Here is an 18,246-nt window from a genome sequence, read left to right as displayed (position 1 = left end):
GCCATCTAAGTATTGCTTAGCAATGATACATTTTAGCTCTCGGCTATATTTGGACATAAAAAGACCCCCAATAATTGGTGTCCAACTATTGGGGGTCAGTTCATACTAAGGCTTTTTGTTATTTTGGCTGCCGCCTAACTGAACTTAATCGGATGATTAGAAGTTATAAGCGATAGAAGCTTTGAAGTTACGACCGGCTTCGTAGCTAGTGTACTTATCTGAGCCCCAAGAGATACCAAAGCCAGTATGCTCTGCGTATTTCTTATCAAGAATGTTATCGACACCGATGTTCATCTCTAGGTCTTTCGCAAACGTAGGTGTGTAAGCCGCCCAGATATTATGCGTAGCAAAACCAGCACGCTTCACTTGCTCACCATCTTCATCCGTGTAGTCATTACCCGGAACGAAGCGAGAGTCCCAACCAAACACAAACTCACTGTTTAGGCTGTAATTAAAGCCCGCTTTGAAGTTGTGAATGCCTGTTTTGCTCATGTGGCTTGTTTTGCCATTCTCTAGATCTTTCTGGTCACCATCCGAGTAAGAGTGGTTAGCGTATACGCTTAGAGAGTCTAGTGCGTAGCTCAGTACCGTTTCTACACCCCACACTTCAACATCGTACTGGTTAGCCAGTGTTGTGTTGTTCTTAGTTGGGTGCATTTGATTATCTAGGTTGTAGGTGTAAGCCGTGAAACCTAGGATAGCGTAGTCCGCTGCCAGTAGACGTGTCAGCTCGTAATCAAAACCAGCCTCATAGTTATTACCCGTCATCGCCTTAGTATCAGACTGCTTAACATCTGCAGCTGCTTTCATTGTCAGAGTCTCTGGCAATGACGCGCCTTTAAATAGACGACCGTAACCTACACGAAGTTTTAGATTATCCGTAGTTTGGTATTCACCTTTAAATTTAGGAGACAACTGGTCGAAGTCGCCATCGTAAACACCACCAAGCTTATGAACGTCGTAACGCAAACCTGTTGTTAAACGGAAGTCGCTAAACTCGTACATGTCTTGTAGGTAAAGGCCATATGCCGTTACGGTACCGCCATCCATGCCGTACTTCTTGGTTTCACCTTGCTTAGAACCGCTTTGGTAAACACCGTCGCCCGCGTCAATCCACTGCTCAGCTTTATAGCCATCAAGACCATAAGTCAGCTCATGCTCACCAACCCATGAGATATTGCGAATGTCACCACCAATGGTCGTCACGTTGTATTCACGATCAGGGATAGCAATTGTGCCATCTTTAATCCATTTTCCGTTCGCGTCTTTATCCCAAGCCGTATCCACAAGCGCATCGCGCTCCATATACTGACGGTTGTAATAAATGTTGGTTTTCAGGTGCACTAAGTCACTACCTGCATCGTATTCATGTTGCAGAGTCACAGTATCACGGTTAAGCGAGTGGTAGTTGTGTTCATCATCCGCATACAGAGCACCGGCCTTCTCACCAGAAAGCTGACGTTTACCGCCATCGTTGTATCGGTTAAAAGTCAGTTTAAATTCGTTAGCGTCATTCGGGATGAATACCACTTTCGCGATGCCAGACTTCAGTTCGCCTTGCTTAGACGTCACTGCTTCCTGATCTGGGATATGTAGGTCACCATCTTCAGAGTAGTTTGCAATCCCCATGAATTGCAGCTTGTCGTTTACTTTTGCATACACAGCAACGTTGGTTGCGAAACGTTCGTAAGCCGTTTGGTAGCTCGTTTTAACTCGAGCACCAATGCTTTCGCCTGGTTTAAGAAGGTCGCTTGGATCTTTTGTCTCGTAGCTAAATGAGCCGTTGATCGCACCAGAACCCGACAGTGCAGAGTTACCACCTAATTCAATTTCAGCACGCTTAAGCATCGCTGGGTCAATGGCCTGATCACCAGAGTGGTGGAACAGCTGACCTTCTTGACGTGCGCCATCAATGGTCACCACGGCAAACTTGTCTTCCATACCACGTACATACACTTTGCGAGAGTAACGTGCGTTTCCGTCCACCGTCACACTTGGCATAGTATTCAGAACGTCTTTTATGTCTGATGCTTGTTTCTTTTCAAGTGTGTCAGAGTTGATTTCTGTCTGAACAAGTTGATCAAGAGCAGAACCAATTACGACGACTGTTTCTTGTTCGTCGGCAGCAAGGGCTGTAAAAGAAGTTAAGGCAACCGTAACGGCTACTGAAAGTGCTTTAAGTTTCATATTGTGTTTTTATATTTTATAGATTCAAGTCAGGGGACGTGAATATTACACAAACTGAATGATAATTCTTATCATTTACATTCTTTACTTACGTTCACTTACTTTTAATAAAATAGAATTTGTTAATATGCCCTCGCTGTAAAACTTACTTCGTTTTGCTGCTGAATCTTTGAATAAATCCTGCTTCGTATCACCCCTGAAGATAGGTAGCCGTAAGTCTCGATCACTTGCGGCTTTTTTAATATTCAAATACTGAAATAGCCTGCATTTCGACAACTTTCCTATTATTTCGCGCCTATATTCGAGTAATTTCACGAACTTCAGATACAAAAAATGCCCCTTAAAGGAGCATTTTTATCACTGATATATCAACGCCAATATTAGTGCGGTGAGATATTTGAAAGTGACTGGATATGGACCGTAATTTCTTCGCGGTCATGATATAGGTGCTTCGCCTGCATCTTGAACTTCACTTTGTTCTCAATCAGGAACAGTTTTAGGTTCTCGATATCTTGCAGAACTTCATCGTAACGGCCCTTCATTGGCAGTTTAAGGTTGAATAGTGCTTCTTTCGCCCAACCTTTGATGATCCACTCACCCATAAGGTGTGCAACGCGCGCAGGTTTCTCAACCATGTCACAAATGATCCAAGTGACATTCTTACGGTCTGGTTCGAACTTAAAGCCATCCACCATGTGGTGTTTGATTTGACCAGTTTCCATTAGGCTATCCGCCATCATGCCGTTATCCACACAGTGAACGAACATCGAACGCTTAACCAATTGGTAAGTCCAACCACCTGGACAGGCGCCTAAGTCTACGCCCCACATACCTGGAGCCAGACGCTCGTCCCACTCATCACGAGGGATGAATACGTGGAATGCTTCTTCTAGCTTCAATGTAGAACGGCTTGGTGCATCAGAAGGGAACTTCAAACGAGGAATGCCCATGAAGAACTGCGAGTTGTTGGTTGGGTAAGAGTAACCAACAAAGCAGTGACCAGGCGCGATGAAGCACAAGTGAAGCACAGGCTTCTTCGCGTTGTCCTTCGCTGTCATCAAACCTTTACCTCGCATTGCTTGACGCATTGGCACAGTAAACTTACGACAGAACTTCAGTAGCTCTTTTGCTTCGTTAGTATCCGGTGTTTCGATACGAATATCACCACAGCGAGGGAAGCCTTCTTTCTCAGAAAGCGCCTCAAGAATTGGAGAGATACGGTCATCGGTTGGCAGATCTTTTATTTCAACGGCTACTGCTAGCATTTGACGAGCAAAGATCAGCGATTGGAAGTCGATCTCTTTGATCAACTTGTCCGCTTCACCAGCTTGGTAACATTCAAACAGTACAAAACCGGTATTGTTCTTTAAGCGAGGAAAACCAAACACTTCCAGTTGTGTTGCCTTGTCTTGAATTTCGCCAGCACATTCTTTTTCAAAACCAGAGCGACAATAAAGTAGTACGTGTTTCACTGAGTTACCTCTTTTATATTCAAAGCAGCGAAGGAGAAGACTCCCCAACCAATGATAAATAGTAGACCACCAAACGGAGTTATTGGGCCAAACCATTTTATTCCTGTCAGTGCCAGCGCATACAGGCTACCACTAAAACAAAGGATGCCGATGATAAAGCAAATTGCCGCAATGAAAAAATATTTTTGTGATTTAGCGCCAAGTTTCATCTGTAGCAGAGCGCCACACGCTAATATCGCTAACGTATGGATAAACTGATACTGAACCCCTGTCTCGAATACGCCCAGAAGATACTCAGATAGAATCGCCTTTAACCCGTGTGCAGCGAACGCACCAAGCATTACAGCAATAGCGCCAGATACACCAGCAAAGGTGAGTAGGTACTTACTCTTCATTAAGCACCTCTTTAATAAATGCAGAAAGCTTCTCAACCGTTAATGCGATGTTCTGCTGTTCTGTGTAGCCAGAGCTCTTGCGCGGCTTGAAGCTGTGATCGCCATCGGGAATAAACTCGACTTGAATAGAATCCGATAGGTCGAAATCGACAAACTCTTCACGCTTACCAAAGGTATCGCGTTCGCCTTGAAGAATCAGACACGGCTTTTGCAAAGAGGCAAGATGCCCACCTTTGTAATTCTCTGGTTTACCCGGAGGGTGGAAAGGGAAACCCAAACAAGCCATTGCTGCGACTTTATCTAGCTCAGATAAGTGGCTCGCCATACGGCCTCCCATCGACTTACCACCAATCACAAGCTTGTCAGCATCAGTTTGCTCAATAATCTCTTGATAGGCTTCAAGCAGCTTAGGCGCTCTATCCGGCGGACGACGCTTACCATCTTCGGCACGCTTAATCATATAAGGGAAATTGAAGCGAACCACTCGTATCCCTTTAAAGGCTAATCCTTTGGCTACCGACTGCATGAATTCATGATCCATACCTGCGCCCGCACCGTGCGCAAAGATAAAGGTGATTGGATTATCTTCACCATCAATAATGATGTTACTCATCTAGTAAATCCTCTTGTTCACTTTGCGCTTTAGCCAGCATCCAATCACGGAAAGTAGCGATACGTCCCATGTCAGCTTGTTTCTCATGACACACCACATAGAAAGCGTTCTTGCTTACCAACACCTCATCAAATGGCGCAATTAAACGACCCGCTTCGATTTCAGGTTGTGCGAGAACGTTGTTACCCAGCGCAATACCCTGCCCGTGCGCGGCAGCTTGCAACACCATGGTTGAGTGGCTGAAGATCGGTCCATGGTTAACATTTACTCCATCGATACCGTTTTGTTTCGCAAACTGTTTCCAATCTTTACGAGACGTGTCATGCAATAGCGTATGACATGTTAAATCTTTTAGAGATTCTAATGGCTTTGTCCCCAGTAACACTGAAGGTGAACACAGTGGAATCAAGTATTCTTGATACAGCTTATCGGCTCTCAGTCCCGGCCAATTTCCTCGACCGTAGTAAATAGCCACGTCCACATCATCCGTCAACGAGCCTTCATCCATATCAACCGCTTTGATTCGAACATCAATATCAGGTTCTTGTTGATTAAAGTCAGCAAGCCTTGGCACCAACCACTGAATCGCGAAGCTTGGGGGTAAACTGATGGTTAACGCGCCCTTCTCACTTCTCTCAAGCACCTTATCAGTTGCCTCAGCCAGCGATGTAAATATATCTTTGATATCTAAGAAGTAGCTCTGCCCTTCTTCTGTAAGCAGTAAAGAGCGGTTTCTACGGCGAAAAAGCTTCAAAGACAGAAACTCTTCAAGCGCTTTGATCTGATGACTCACCGCAGCTTGAGTAACAAACAACTCTTCAGCGGCACGCGTAAAACTCAAGTGTCGAGCCGCAGCTTCAAACACTCTTAACGAGTTTAATGGGGGTAATCGACGAGACATAGTTACTCTCTAAATAAGCATTAGTTTTTTTTATCTGAAACATTATAATTTGTCCATTGCCTAGCGGCTAGAGAAATTCTATATTTCATTCCGCAGCAGCTAGCCTGAACGGCTTGATTCTCTCTAGAATCAATTGGCTCAGCTCCTGCGATGTTGTGTTTGCAAACTCGTACTTTTCGAGTTGGGTAGAGTTCTACCAAATGTTTTGTTACAGCTACGCGCTGAAACGAGGCATCTACTTCCTGTATTTATTTTGACCTGTCTGTCAAATTTGTTTACACCGCCTATAAGGCGGTGTTTTTTTATGCCCAAAGCAAAGTAACAACAAGTTTATCAATAGCTGTACTAATTAATCCTTACTATTTCTTTACTCTAATCACAAAATGTAACGCCCGCTTACTTAAACAATCATACGCATACAAAAATAAGCATTTAATTGCACCTTTTAGTAACAATGCAAATGCTAACAGTGCAAACTAAAAATCGATTTATAACATCAGCTTGGGTGTAAACAAAAAGACCATACGAGCAACACAGTGGAACAACTGTATCGATTACAGAATAACAATCAACCGGTAAATAAAAAGCCGCTTACTTTTCAGTAAGCGGCTTTCTGTATCTGTTACAACCTAAGTCGTGCTCTAAGCTAGCAGACTATGGGCGGTAAACCTTAACATTCTTGAAGCCCTGCTCTTGCAGGTAAAGCGCTTGCAGACGGCTCATAACACCGCGGTCACAGTACAGTAGGTACTCTTTACCTTGGTCTAAGTCACCAAATTGCGTCGCTAACTTGTAGAAAGGAAGGTGTTTTACATCAACGCCATCGATTTCTAATGGGCTTTCGTCTTCTTCGTCTGGGCTACGAATATCAAGGACGATAGCGTGCTCAGCAACAGCTTGAACCTGTTCCACTTCTGGAGCTTGCTCTTGGCTCTCTTTCTCAATGTCACGGATATCCATAACACGAGCGTTCTCGATCACTTTCTCTAGCACTTCAAAGTTAAACTTAGCTTCTTCTGCTTCAAGTTTACCTTTCTTCGCTTTCACTGTTGGCTTCTTAGAGATAACACCACAGTATTCTGGCATTACTTTCGCGAAGTCTTCAGTGCCGATCTCGCGCGCAAGATCAATGATGTCTTCTTTGTCCCAGTTGATAAGTGGACGAAGGATCAGCGTATCCGTTACGTTATCGATGTGACGCAGGTTAGTTAGCGTTTGGCTTGATACCTGACCTAGTGCTTCACCAGTAACCAATGCTTCGATCTTGAACTTATCTGCAACCATGCCACCAGCACGCATGAACATACGCTTAAGCACCACGCCCATTTGGCCGTCTTCTACGTTCTCAAGGATTTCAGCAACAACCGGTTCGAAATCAACAGAGATGAACTTCACTTTTGCCGAAGAACCGTACTTGTTCCATAGGTAATGAGCCACTTGCTTAACGCCAATCTCGTGCGCAGGACCGCCAAGGTTGAAGAAACAGTAGTGAACTTTAGAGCCACGTTTGATGTGTAGGTAGCTTGATACGCCAGAGTCAAAGCCGCCAGAGATCAAGCTCAATAGGTCTTCTTGAGTACCAAGAGGGAAACCACCAAGGCCTTTGTGACGCGCCAGAACTTGGTTAAGTTTGTCGTTCGCCACTTCAACTTTAACCGTGACTTCTGGATCTTTCAGCTTAACGCGTGCCGACTCAACCGCTTGGTTCAGACCGCCACCTACGTAGCGCTCAAGCTCGATAGACGTGAACTCATGCTTACCACGACGCTTAGCACGAACAGAGAATGTTTTACCTTCAATGTCAGCACGGCTGCGCTCTAATACTTGCTCATAGATATCGTGCAAGTCTTTGAATTCAGACTGTTGAACTTCAAGAGAGTGGTGAATACCTGGAGTGTGAGTCAGAGCCTCTAACACTTCGTTGTAGTACTTATCACTTTCTGATGTCACTTCGATATGGTCACGACGGTTAAATACCGCAACACCTTCACAGCGACGCTGAATAACGTTACGAATGTTGCACTCTAGAATCCTTGTGAAGCGCTTACGCACCGATTCACTTTTTACAAAAATTTCCGGATGGGGCTTAACAATAAATTTCATAGTACGTTCACAACATTAATGTTCAAAATTTTTAAAAGGCTCTTCGCCAAGTAAATTGAAAGAATTTACACAGCACTTGAAGCAAGAGTAGATCATATCTAAATCTAAGGGCGCGAATTATACATGAGAAAGTGAAACAAGGAAAAGAGTGCTTGCTTAGGCACCAGTAATAAATGCGCACCTTATTAAAAATAGCATGCTTACTCACTGCCGGTAGACAAAGAGGTCAATCAACCGTTCATCGCCCAAATAAAAAGCCCAACCTCATCATAAGGTTGGGCTTTCTGGTCAATTAAATCTCTCAAGATAACTCAGGCTATTGAGAGATAGCTGGAACTTCGTCACTGTATAGCGGCTCACCTTGCATGATGCTGATTTCTACACGGCGGTTTAGACTGCGCTGCCATTCAGTATCGTTCGGCTCTACAGGCTCTGTATCCGCCATACCACGTACTCTCAAACGTTGATGAGAGAATCCGCGAACCTTTTCCATCTCTTGAGCAACAGATACCGCTCGCTGAGATGACAGATCCCAATTCGAGCGATACAGCTCAGAATCAAGACGTTGATTATCAGTGTGACCTGAGATTCGAACAATGCCCGGAACATCTTTCACCAATTCAGCCACCTGTCTCACCAAAGGTCGAAACTTAGGCTGTAAGAAAGCAGAGCCCGATGGGAATGCACCCTTCTCACGAATTCGAATCACTATCTGTTGGCCTAGATTTTCCACCTCAATCGCGCCTTGGTCGATCTCTCGTTCCAACGCCTTCTTGATGCTTTCCATCAAGGTTTCCATCTCTTGAGATTGAGCTTCGGCTTGCTGTTGCTGTTGGTCTGACTCAGAGTTTTGGTTGTCGTGAGTCGATACCTCTGGCGACTTGCCTCCAGTCATCTTGCCTTGGTCACGCATGGTACCACCAGCGCGCTCAGATTCACCTTCATGAAATTCCAGCGTCTGCTGAGTGATATCTATCGTTTGCTGCATGATCACATCAATTGGCGTTGGCTCTGGGCGACCAGGGCGAAACTCTTGTGCAATGATGCTGGTCCCTTTCGGGATATCTTTGACTTCTAGGCGGTTCTGTACACCAAATGCGAACTTCATCGAGCCAGCGATCTGCTTAAACTTCAGTACATCCATCTCAGAGAATGAGAGTAGAAGTACGAAGAAACACATCAGCAGTGACATCAAGTCAGCAAATGTTCCCATCCATTGAGGTAACCCCGGAGGAGGACATTTACATGGATTCTCTTCATCCATCTTCAACTCCTCTTACGCAGGTTCACCATCAATCGTACGCTTACCTTCATTTAGGTAGCTCTTCAGGTAACCATCAATAACTCGTGGGTTTTGACCATCTTGAATCGCTAACACACCATCCATCACCAAACGACGGTTCAGTGTCTCTTGGTCACGACGCAGTGCAAGCTTGTCTGCGATAGGGAAAAACACCATGTTCGATAGAATTGCGCCATACAGCGTAGTCAAGAGTGCAACTGCCATCGCAGGGCCGATCGCTTTAGGGTCATCCATGTTCGAAAGCATGGCAACCAGACCCACCAAGGTACCGATCATACCCATTGCAGGAGAAACATCACCAAATGCAGAGAACACCTTCGCCCCCTGTTCATGACGCTCGGTGGTTAGCGCAATATCTTTTTGCAATGCAGCACGCACTACATCACCATCATGACCATCGACTAACAGGTCGATGCCCTTTTGCATAAAGCTGTTGCTGATTTCCATCTCTTCGAGTGCTAAGAAGCCACCTTTACGAGCAGCATCTGCCATTTCAACAATTTTAGCGATAAGGTCTTCTGGCTCATCGGCTTTAAACATAAAAGCTTTGCCGGCAATCTTAGTCGCGCCAAAGAACTGTCCCATGGTGAACTTCATCAGAACAACAAACGTTGAACCGCCAACCACGATCAATATGGATGTCGTATCATAGAACATCCCGAGGCTTCCACCTAGGATCATTGCCATGATTACAAAGGCAAATCCACCAATCAAACCTATTAGGGTTGCTAAATCCACTGAGCACTCCTCATGCTTTTTTGTAGCTCTATGTCGACGATAATCTTTTTATCGGCAAGACTATAAGATCTTTTAGTAAATTCTTGGCCTAAATATCACACTTTTGCTTTTTGTATCACAACTATTACCCGCTTCCCCGTTCTCGAGCAGTCATAAACTCGATAAAGGTGAGGTTATTAGATGAAAGTGGCTTCAAGCCTCTTAAAAACGAACTTTCTAGCAAAATTTATTGGTTACATTTGACCATCTCAACGCCCTAAGGTAACGTTCGTTCATCTTTCCAAACGCAGATTTATTATGGCTACTAAGAAACCTGAAAATATGAGCTTTGAAGCGGCAATCGAAGAGCTCGACGGCTTGGTTGATCAACTAGAAAACGGTGATCTAGCTTTAGATGATGCGCTGAAAAAATTTGAACGAGGTATCTCCCTCGCTCGTGCCGGTCAAAGCAAACTAAACGATGCTGAACAGCGTGTTAGCATCCTACTGCAAAATGATGAAAACGCAGAACTTAGTGACTTTAACCCACAACCAGAATAACGAATTGTATGAGATCCCCTATGATCGAGACTTTATTGTCTTATCAGGCACGTAATAACGAGCAACTGAACCTTTGGCTTGATCGCCTGCCACACCAAAATCAGAATCTGATCAACGCAATGCGTTATGGGTTACTTTTAGGCGGCAAACGCGCGCGTCCATTTCTTGTCTATATTACAGGGGAGATGCTCGGTTGCACCGCTGAAGAGCTCGACACTCCAGCTTCTGCAGTCGAATGTATTCATGCCTACTCTCTGATTCACGACGACCTGCCAGCAATGGATGACGACGAACTGCGTCGTGGCCATCAGACTTGTCACATCAAATTCGATGAAGCGACCGCCATTTTAACGGGCGATGCCCTACAAACTCTGGCATTTACTATACTTGCAGAAGGCACATTAAGTGCTGACGGGGAAAGCAATCGCGTTCGAATGATTCAACGCCTAGCTGAAGCCTCTGGTGCTCAAGGTATGTGTATTGGTCAGGCGCTCGATATCGAAGCGGAAAACCGCGCGGTTACGCTAGAAGAACTGGAAGAAGTTCACCGCAATAAAACGGGCGCTCTTATGAAAAGTGCCATCCGTTTAGGTGCACTGGCTGCAGGTGAAAAAGCGTTTGAGGTGCTCCCTCAATTAGATAAATACGCAGATGCCATCGGGTTAGCCTTCCAAGTTCAAGACGATATCTTAGATATCATTGGCGACACCGAAACTTTGGGTAAACCACAGGGTTCTGACCAAGGTTTGAACAAAAGCACCTACCCTTCTTTGCTAGGTTTAGAGGGCGCTCAAGAAAAAGCGCAATCTCTACTGCAGGAAGCGCTTCAAGCTTTGGCTGCAATCCCATACAATACCCAGTTACTCGAAGAGTTCGCCCGATACGTCATCGAGCGCAAGAACTAAGACAATAAGCGCGCATTACCTATGACTCTTGATATATCAAAGTACCCAACTCTTGCTTTGGCTGATAAGCCAGAGGATTTGCGTCTTCTCCCGAAAGAGACGCTAACACAGCTTTGTGATGAATTACGCACCTATCTTCTTAACTCAGTGAGCCAATCAAGTGGCCACTTAGCGTCAGGTCTAGGTACGGTAGAGCTCACTGTAGCTCTGCATTATGTGTACAACACGCCTTTTGACCAGTTGGTTTGGGATGTTGGCCACCAAGCATACCCGCACAAAATTCTTACTGGTCGTCGCGACCGTTTGTCGACTATCCGTCAAAAAGATGGACTACACCCATTCCCATGGCGTGAAGAGAGCGAGTACGACACCCTTTCTGTTGGTCACTCTTCAACATCGATCAGTGCTGCACTCGGTATGGCGATCAGCGCGAAGAAAGAAGGCAAGAACCGTAAAGTTGTGAGTGTGATTGGTGACGGTGCTATTACTGCCGGTATGGCATTTGAAGCCATGAATCACGCGGGCGATGTTCACAATGACATGCTGGTTATCCTTAACGATAACGAGATGTCGATTTCTGAAAACGTAGGCGCGCTGAACAACCACCTAGCTCAAGTTCTTTCTGGCAGTCTTTACACGTCTATTCGTGAGGGCGGCAAGAAAGTGCTATCTGGTGTTCCACCGATTAAAGAGCTAGTTCGTCGTACAGAAGAACATCTTAAAGGCATGGTTGTTCCTGGCACCATGTTTGAAGAGCTAGGCTTTAATTACATTGGCCCAGTAGACGGCCACGATGTAAACGAGCTGATTAAAACGCTTAAGAACATGAGAGACCTAAAAGGTCCTCAGTTCCTGCATATCATGACCAAGAAAGGTAAAGGCTACGAGCCAGCAGAGAAAGATCCAATTGGCTACCACGGCGTACCTAAATTCGATCCTGCACACTCAAGCCTGCCTAAGAGCACCAGCTCTAAGCCAACGTTCTCTAAGATTTTTGGTGACTTCTTATGTGATATGGCTGCGCAAGATCCTAAGCTGATGGCTATCACGCCAGCAATGCGTGAAGGATCAGGCATGGTGCGTTTCTCGAAAGAGTACCCAGAACAATACTTCGATGTTGCCATTGCTGAGCAGCACGCAGTAACGCTGGCAACCGGTATGGCGATTGCGGGTGATAAGCCGATTGTCGCTATCTACTCGACATTCCTACAACGTGGCTACGATCAACTGATCCACGATGTGGCTATCATGGATCTACCGGTTATGTTCGCGATTGACCGTGCAGGTCTTGTGGGTGCCGACGGTCAAACACACCAAGGTGCGTTCGACTTAAGCTTCATGCGCTGCATTCCAAACATGGTGATCATGGCACCAAGCGACGAAAACGAATGTCGCCAAATGCTTTACACTGGCCACCAGCACAATGGACCAAGTGCGGTTCGATACCCTCGTGGTAATGGCATGGGCACAGAGATTCAAAGTGAGTTTACTGCACTTGAGATTGGTAAAGGCCGTATCGTTCGTGAAAACTCAAAAGCAAAAGATGGCGCTAAGGTTGCTATCCTAAGCTTTGGTACTTTCCTAGAAAATGCACTTCAAACCGCTGATGCAATGGATGCGACCGTTGCAGACATGCGCTTTGTTAAGCCGCTAGATGAAGCTCTAATCAAACAACTTGCCGCTGACCACGATGTACTGGTGACTATCGAAGAGAATGCGATTGCCGGTGGTGCAGGTGCAGGTGTGATTGAATTCTTGATGCAAGAGAAATTGCTAATGCCAGTACTGAACCTTGGCCTACCAGACAAGTTCATTGCTCAAGGCACTCAAGGTGAACTGCATGAAGAGCTAGGCTTAGACGCGAAAGGTATTGAGAAGTCTATCTCTGAGTACCTTGCTAAATAGCTTTCAGTAGCGAACTGCATAAGCAACAAGACAAAAAAAGGTTGGCCCTAGGGTCAACCTTTTTAGTATTCGCTAACTCATTAGCTAGCCATTGTTTAAGTCAGTTGTTACAGCAAATTAGCAGCACGGCTTAAGAACAGGTGCGTCGTAATTCTCTGGTTCATCAGAGTAGATAGCAACATTAAAGTTCTCAACTAAGCCTGTTTCATCAACACACTGCTCTTGAAAGAACTGTTGAATTTCACGACGTTGACAATGTGCTTCAAATGCTTCGTTATCTGCCCAAATTTCGTTGAAAGCAATCTGGAAGCTCTGACCTTCAGCAAACGGGCTCTGGATGTGACGAGTTACTGTGTATTGAATACAACCATCTTCACGCAGAGTGTTTGGCTCTAGTGCTTTTAAAACCTCAAAAAGTTCGTTCAACTTGCCTTCTTTCGGTTGAAATTGAGCGATGCAGTAAACCTTCTTAGACATTGTAATTCCTTGTTTTATCTTATCTTTAATTAAACTAGCCAACCTGCGAAATGGGCCACAGCATACAGAGAAATCGCCGCCATAATACCTGCCACAATATCATCAATCATGATACCCAAACCGCCATGAATTCGAGCATCCAACCAGCCAATTGGCCACGGTTTTACCATGTCGAAGAAGCGGAATAGAACAAAGCCCGTCAACAACCATTTCCAATCATCGGCAGGAATGCTCAACATTGGCACTAGGCTCATGGTGATCCAAAAGCCCGCAAACTCATCCCATACGATAGAGCCGTGGTCATGTACGCCCATGTCATCTGAGGTCACTTGGCAGATTTTGATACCAATAATGCAGCTTATCACTACCACCGCGACATAAGCCGGGAACGGCAATTGAACCAATAATAGGTACAGAGGAATCGAGGCGAGTGTACCCATGGTTCCAGGAATAATAGGCGATAAGCCACTGCCAAAACCCGTTGCTAGAAAGTGCCAAGGGTTTTTAAGAGAGATTGCAGATAGTGGGTTTGTCATCAATTAACCTTAAAGTGATCGTAACCGGTTAAGCTCCAGCTCAGCGGTTCACCATTATTGTGTAGTTCAAAGTATTCTACAGGTCTTATTTGACCAATACAGGTGACTTTTGTTCCAGTGTGTGACAAAGCACTTTCAAGAGAGCCTTTGTTTTCTTCAGGGACGGTAAAGCAAAGCTCATACTCTTCCCCACTGGTCAGCGCATACTGCTGCGCCGACGCGATATCAGGGGCAAACTGACGTAATTCAGGTGAGATAGGTAAAGTACTCACATCAATACTTGCACCCACCTCTGAGCGCTTAAGAATGTGTTTGAGATCTGCAATAACACCATCTGAGATATCAATAGCCGACGAAGCAAGATTGACAAGCGCTTGGCCCGCTAACACTCGTGGAGAGCTAATGTAGTGTCTCTCTTCAAGCTCTTTCGCATACGGCTTAGCTTGGTTTGTTGTAGGATCTAATAGAACCTCTAGACCTGCCTTGCTATCGCCTAAATTACCTGTCACGTAAATCCAATCCCCGACTTTCGCGCCATCTCTACGTAGGGCTTTCCCTTCTGGCACAAAGCCTTGTACCGTCAATGTTAGGCTCAGCGGCCCCTTTGTAGTGTCACCACCAATTAACTGAATACCAAAGTAGTCTGCCAGTTTGAAAAAAGAGTCGCAGAACGGCGCTAACCAAGCTTCATCTACTTCAGGCATGGTTAAGGCAAAAGAGACCCACGCCGGCGTTGCCCCCATCGCAGCCAGATCACTGATGTTTGAAGCCAATGCTTTGTGTGCGACCCAAGCTGGGTTTGCTTCTGCTAAGAAGTGAGTACCCGCCACTAAGGTATCGGTGCTGATCGCGATCTCAACATTACTTGGCGCTTTAACCAAAGCGCAATCATCACCAGCGGCGAGGTGCACGTCTTTACGTTGAGGCTGTCGGTTTACGAAATATTTATCGATTAGGTTGAATTCACCAGACATCACATGCCCTATCTTTGGAATTTACTAACAAAAAAGGCCAGCATGAAAGCTGACCTTTAGATTCAATATACGTAGAGATTACTTCTTACGTACGTGTGGCGCTGCTTTATCAAGCACACCATTCACAAACTTATGGCTGTCTTCTGCTGCGAATACTTTCGCAAGCTCGATAGCTTCGTTGATAACCACTTTGTATGGTACATCTTCGCGACGAGTCATCTCGTACATAGCTAAACGTAGAAGAGCAAGTTCCATTAAGTCCAGATCTTGCATCGGGCGAGATACGAATGGACGAAGCTTGCTATCAAGTTCCATGTGACTAAGAGCAACACCAGTTAGTAGGTCGCGGAAGTATGCAACGTCTGTTTCTGGCATAGCAAGTGCAGGTTCTGCAGCATGATGTTCTTCTTCATCATACTTACCACCAGATAAGAACTGTTCTTCAACGGTAGCAATATTTTCTTTAGTAATTTGCCAAGAATAAATTGCTTGTAGAGCAAATTGACGTGCGTTACGACGTGCGGCTGGTTTCACACTGGCCCCCATTAGGAATCGATTTCAGAAAGAACGTTGATCATCTCAAGTGCGCTTAGTGCAGCTTCTGCACCTTTATTACCAGCCTTGGTTCCTGCGCGTTCAATAGCTTGATCGATCGTATCAACAGTTAGTACGCCGAATGCAACTGGAAGAGAGTATTCCAGAGACACTTGCGCCAAACCTTTATTACATTCACTACAAACATAGTCAAAATGAGGCGTACCGCCACGAATTACTGTACCAAGAGATACAATCGCGTCGAACTTACCTGTTTTTGCAACGCGTTGCGCTACAAGTGGAAGTTCTACTGCACCAGGACAACGAACAACAGTGATGTTGTCTTCGCTTACTTGTCCATGACGTTTTAAAGTATCGATTGCACCAGAAAGTAAACTTTCGTTAATAAAACTGTTGAAACGAGCAATAACGATAGCAATTTTTGCATTTGGCGCTGGGAAGCCACCCTCGATCACTTTCATAAGCCTTCCTTTAACTATTTTCATCAAGTGAGAATCGCCGGATTCTAGCATAAAACTGTGAGCAATATCTAATGCTAATTTAGAAGAACAGACACCGGAGATGTAAAGATGATAGCCAAGCCTCGCTCCTAACCATGTAGGAGCAACAGGTCGCTAAGCGCCAACGCTTGATACGATAAAAGTCAGGCTCAGCGACTGGGCTCTTTTTGTCCGATTTCGAACCAAAAGAGCCGCTCAAATCATCATAAAATATGTTGCTATAAACTAGTATGTAAGTGGTTACTCACAAACGTATTCAACAACGTTAAGACCAAAACCACCAAGAGCATGGTAACGCTTAGTGCTTGAAGACAATAGGCGCATATCATGAACGCCTAGGTCTTGTAGAATTTGAGAGCCGACACCAACGCGACGAGAAGTACCTTGCTTCTTAGCCATAGTTGGTTGCTCGTTCTTATCTTGAGCTTCGAATGTCTTCACTTTGTGAATCAAAGAATCAGACGACTCTTCGTTGCCTAGAATAACCAACACACCACCTTCGTCGCCAATGCGCTTCATCGCCTTATCTAGCGACCAGCTACGCTCAGTACCACGATCAGAATGAAGCAGATCGGTGAAGGTATCATGTAGGTGAACACGAACCAGTGGAGCTTTACCCGTTAGGTCACCTTTTTGCATTGCATAGTGGATTTGGTTGTCGATAGTGTCACGGTAAGTCACGAGTTCAAAGTCACCGAACTCAGTCGGTAGGTGACACTGTGCAACGCGCTCAATCGTGGTTTCTGTGTTGTTACGGTATTCGATCAAGTCGGCAATCGTGCCTAGCTTGATGTCGTGCTTTTCAGCAAACACTTCAAGATCAGGGCGACGAGCCATGGTGCCGTCATCATTTAGGATCTCAACGATAACCGATGCAGGCTCACAACCCGCTAAACGTGCTAAATCACAACCCGCTTCAGTGTGACCGGCGCGAGTTAGAACACCACCCTCTTGTGCTGTTAGCGGGAAGATGTGACCAGGTTGAACAAGGTCAGCCGCTTTTGCATCTTTCGCAACAGCTGCTTGAACCGTCACAGCGCGGTCAGACGCAGAAATACCTGTAGTTACACCCTCAGCAGCTTCAATCGAAACGGTAAAGTTAGTGGTGTACTGTGCGTTGTTGTCTTGAACCATAGGCGCAAGACCCATGCGGCTTGAACGCTCTTTAGTCAAGGTTAGGCAGATTAAACCACGGCCGTACATCGCCATGAAGTTAATCGCTTCTGGCGTCACATGTTCTGCTGCCATGATCAGATCGCCTTCATTTTCGCGATCTTCATCATCCATCAGGATAACCATTTTTCCTAGGCGAATGTCTTCAATAATTTCTTGAGGAGTACTAATTGGCATTGTTCTATATCCTTTGAAATGGTTCTGCTTCCTAGAACCGACACTATTTAAACCTGATGATATTGCTTCGCTCTACAAAGTGACGCTCAGCGCACTTCATATCACCGATTAGGCAAAACCATTCTGTTGTAAGAATTCCATCGTCAATCGAGATTCAGGTTCAGACTCTTGTTGCTGACCTTGGAGTAGGCGCTCCATGTAGCGCGCTAACACATCCACTTCTAGATTCACTTTACGACCAACATGAAATTGATCGATGGTGGTTTCTGAAGAGGTATGAGGAACAATCGTCAGCTTAAATGCATTCTTACGTAAATCGTTCACAGTAAGACTAATGCCATCGACGGTAATCGAGCCTTTTTGAGCAACGTACTTTGAGATTTCAGCGGGCATTTCGACCCAGAACTCAATCGCACGGCCTACTTGGTTGCGCTCAACAATCTCGCCTACACCATCTACGTGACCCGATACGATATGACCACCGAAACGTGTCGTCGGGAGCATCGCTTTCTCTAGGTTCACCTTGTCACCCGCTTGGTAATCAACAAAGCCCGTTTTTTTCAGGGTCTCAAGTGACAAATCAGCACTGTAGCTGTGGTCGTTAAATTCCACGACCGTCAAACACACACCGTTGGTTGCGATGCTATCGCCTAACTGAACGTCGGCCATATCAAGCTTACCCACGTTAACCGTTACGGTAATGTCTTCTCCGCGGGGAGTGATTGCACTCAATGTACCTACGGCTTCTACAATTCCTGTAAACATTTTAAAACTCTTTTTGTTGTCAACGAC

Annotated in this window: 18 protein-coding genes; 3 read left to right on the top strand and 15 right to left on the bottom strand. The window is 45.4% G+C overall.

What is annotated here, in order from left to right:
* Positions 1–156: 156 nt before the first annotated feature.
* From F0251_RS15235 to pomA, 8 genes are all read right to left on the bottom strand, one after another.
* Entirely contained in the window at positions 157–2,187 is a 2,031-nt protein-coding gene (locus tag F0251_RS15235; RefSeq protein WP_061032577.1) for a TonB-dependent siderophore receptor, read from the bottom strand.
* A gap of 380 nt (positions 2,188–2,567) precedes the next feature.
* Complete coding sequence (gene rlmM / locus F0251_RS15230; protein WP_004738523.1) at positions 2,568–3,659, bottom strand: 23S rRNA (cytidine(2498)-2'-O)-methyltransferase RlmM; 1,092 nt, start codon at positions 3,657–3,659, stop codon at positions 2,568–2,570.
* A complete protein-coding gene (locus F0251_RS15225) occupies positions 3,656–4,054 on the bottom strand; it encodes a DUF423 domain-containing protein (protein WP_105057508.1) in 399 nt (132 codons plus the stop codon). The genes rlmM and F0251_RS15225 overlap by 4 nt, the downstream gene beginning before the upstream one ends.
* Positions 4,044–4,667: an alpha/beta fold hydrolase gene (locus F0251_RS15220; protein ID WP_105057509.1), complete on the bottom strand. Its 624-nt coding sequence runs from the start codon at positions 4,665–4,667 to the stop codon at positions 4,044–4,046. Before F0251_RS15220 ends, F0251_RS15225 begins: the two co-directional genes overlap by 11 nt.
* A complete protein-coding gene (locus tag F0251_RS15215) occupies positions 4,660–5,568 on the bottom strand; it encodes a transcriptional regulator GcvA (RefSeq protein ID WP_061032573.1) in 909 nt (302 codons plus the stop codon). Before F0251_RS15215 ends, F0251_RS15220 begins: the two co-directional genes overlap by 8 nt.
* Before the next feature lie 654 nt (positions 5,569–6,222).
* Positions 6,223–7,671, bottom strand: coding sequence for a tRNA uracil 4-sulfurtransferase ThiI (gene thiI, locus F0251_RS15210; RefSeq protein ID WP_105057511.1), 1,449 nt, complete (start codon positions 7,669–7,671; stop codon positions 6,223–6,225).
* A 316-nt stretch (positions 7,672–7,987) separates the two neighbouring features.
* Entirely contained in the window at positions 7,988–8,935 is a 948-nt protein-coding gene (locus F0251_RS15205) for a flagellar motor protein MotB (protein ID WP_008218619.1), read from the bottom strand.
* Positions 8,936–8,947: 12 nt separating this feature from the next.
* Entirely contained in the window at positions 8,948–9,712 is a 765-nt protein-coding gene (pomA, locus tag F0251_RS15200) for a flagellar motor protein PomA (protein WP_008218621.1), read from the bottom strand.
* 297 nt (positions 9,713–10,009) lie between these two features.
* Here pomA and xseB point away from each other — a divergent pair, with 297 nt between their 5' ends.
* From xseB to dxs, 3 genes are read left to right on the top strand one after another with little or no spacing between them, the layout of a single operon-like run.
* Positions 10,010–10,252 (top strand): exodeoxyribonuclease VII small subunit, encoded by a 243-nt coding sequence (gene xseB, locus F0251_RS15195; protein WP_004734405.1) that lies wholly within the window; start codon positions 10,010–10,012, stop codon positions 10,250–10,252.
* A 20-nt stretch (positions 10,253–10,272) separates the two neighbouring features.
* On the top strand, positions 10,273–11,157 hold the full coding sequence (ispA, locus tag F0251_RS15190; RefSeq protein WP_061032571.1) for a (2E,6E)-farnesyl diphosphate synthase: 885 nt from the start codon (positions 10,273–10,275) through the stop codon (positions 11,155–11,157).
* Positions 11,158–11,178: 21 nt separating this feature from the next.
* Positions 11,179–13,062 (top strand): 1-deoxy-D-xylulose-5-phosphate synthase, encoded by a 1,884-nt coding sequence (gene dxs / locus F0251_RS15185; RefSeq protein ID WP_171731267.1) that lies wholly within the window; start codon positions 11,179–11,181, stop codon positions 13,060–13,062.
* A gap of 117 nt (positions 13,063–13,179) precedes the next feature.
* Here the strand turns inward: dxs and F0251_RS15180 are convergent, their stop codons facing one another.
* The 7 genes from F0251_RS15180 to F0251_RS15150 all read right to left on the bottom strand — a co-directional run bounded on the left by F0251_RS15180 (position 13,180) and on the right by F0251_RS15150 (position 18,219).
* On the bottom strand, positions 13,180–13,539 hold the full coding sequence (locus F0251_RS15180) for a putative quinol monooxygenase (protein WP_171731266.1): 360 nt from the start codon (positions 13,537–13,539) through the stop codon (positions 13,180–13,182).
* Positions 13,540–13,568: 29 nt separating this feature from the next.
* Positions 13,569–14,075, bottom strand: a complete 507-nt coding sequence (gene pgpA, locus F0251_RS15175) for a phosphatidylglycerophosphatase A (protein WP_008218636.1) — start codon at positions 14,073–14,075, stop codon at positions 13,569–13,571.
* Complete coding sequence (thiL, locus tag F0251_RS15170; RefSeq protein ID WP_171731265.1) at positions 14,075–15,049, bottom strand: thiamine-phosphate kinase; 975 nt, start codon at positions 15,047–15,049, stop codon at positions 14,075–14,077. The genes pgpA and thiL overlap by 1 nt, the downstream gene beginning before the upstream one ends.
* Before the next feature lie 78 nt (positions 15,050–15,127).
* Positions 15,128–15,595: a transcription antitermination factor NusB gene (gene nusB / locus F0251_RS15165; RefSeq protein ID WP_004734399.1), complete on the bottom strand. Its 468-nt coding sequence runs from the start codon at positions 15,593–15,595 to the stop codon at positions 15,128–15,130.
* Positions 15,595–16,065: a 6,7-dimethyl-8-ribityllumazine synthase gene (ribE, locus tag F0251_RS15160; RefSeq protein WP_004741508.1), complete on the bottom strand. Its 471-nt coding sequence runs from the start codon at positions 16,063–16,065 to the stop codon at positions 15,595–15,597. The genes nusB and ribE overlap by 1 nt, the downstream gene beginning before the upstream one ends.
* A 279-nt stretch (positions 16,066–16,344) precedes the next feature.
* Positions 16,345–17,454 carry a bifunctional 3,4-dihydroxy-2-butanone-4-phosphate synthase/GTP cyclohydrolase II gene (ribBA, locus tag F0251_RS15155; RefSeq protein ID WP_061032568.1) on the bottom strand — a complete coding sequence of 370 codons (1,110 nt, stop codon included), beginning with the start codon at positions 17,452–17,454 and terminating at the stop codon, positions 16,345–16,347.
* Positions 17,455–17,562: 108 nt separating this feature from the next.
* Positions 17,563–18,219, bottom strand: a complete 657-nt coding sequence (locus tag F0251_RS15150; protein WP_008218644.1) for a riboflavin synthase — start codon at positions 18,217–18,219, stop codon at positions 17,563–17,565.
* Between the last annotated feature and the right edge of the window lie 27 nt (positions 18,220–18,246).

This window comes from Vibrio sp. 070316B, assembly GCF_013114115.1.
GTDB lineage: Bacteria > Pseudomonadota > Gammaproteobacteria > Enterobacterales > Vibrionaceae > Vibrio > Vibrio chagasii_B.
The sequence above is the reverse complement of the archived record's forward strand: the minus strand, read 5'-3'. Positions and strand labels throughout refer to the sequence as shown.

Coding starts and splice junctions, on each gene's coding strand:
- F0251_RS15235 (WP_061032577.1), bottom strand. CDS start 2,187: ATGAAACTTAAAGCACTTTCAGTAGCCGTTACGGTTGCCTTAACTTCT.
- F0251_RS15225 (WP_105057508.1), bottom strand. CDS start 4,054: ATGAAGAGTAAGTACCTACTCACCTTTGCTGGTGTATCTGGCGCTATT.
- F0251_RS15220 (WP_105057509.1), bottom strand. CDS start 4,667: ATGAGTAACATCATTATTGATGGTGAAGATAATCCAATCACCTTTATC.
- F0251_RS15215 (WP_061032573.1), bottom strand. CDS start 5,568: ATGTCTCGTCGATTACCCCCATTAAACTCGTTAAGAGTGTTTGAAGCT.
- thiI (WP_105057511.1), bottom strand. CDS start 7,671: ATGAAATTTATTGTTAAGCCCCATCCGGAAATTTTTGTAAAAAGTGAA.
- F0251_RS15205 (WP_008218619.1), bottom strand. CDS start 8,935: ATGGATGAAGAGAATCCATGTAAATGTCCTCCTCCGGGGTTACCTCAA.
- xseB (WP_004734405.1), top strand. CDS start 10,010: ATGGCTACTAAGAAACCTGAAAATATGAGCTTTGAAGCGGCAATCGAA.
- ispA (WP_061032571.1), top strand. CDS start 10,273: ATGATCGAGACTTTATTGTCTTATCAGGCACGTAATAACGAGCAACTG.
- dxs (WP_171731267.1), top strand. CDS start 11,179: ATGACTCTTGATATATCAAAGTACCCAACTCTTGCTTTGGCTGATAAG.
- F0251_RS15180 (WP_171731266.1), bottom strand. CDS start 13,539: ATGTCTAAGAAGGTTTACTGCATCGCTCAATTTCAACCGAAAGAAGGC.
- pgpA (WP_008218636.1), bottom strand. CDS start 14,075: ATGACAAACCCACTATCTGCAATCTCTCTTAAAAACCCTTGGCACTTT.
- thiL (WP_171731265.1), bottom strand. CDS start 15,049: ATGTCTGGTGAATTCAACCTAATCGATAAATATTTCGTAAACCGACAG.
- nusB (WP_004734399.1), bottom strand. CDS start 15,595: ATGGGGGCCAGTGTGAAACCAGCCGCACGTCGTAACGCACGTCAATTT.
- ribE (WP_004741508.1), bottom strand. CDS start 16,065: ATGAAAGTGATCGAGGGTGGCTTCCCAGCGCCAAATGCAAAAATTGCT.
- ribBA (WP_061032568.1), bottom strand. CDS start 17,454: ATGCCAATTAGTACTCCTCAAGAAATTATTGAAGACATTCGCCTAGGA.
- F0251_RS15150 (WP_008218644.1), bottom strand. CDS start 18,219: ATGTTTACAGGAATTGTAGAAGCCGTAGGTACATTGAGTGCAATCACT.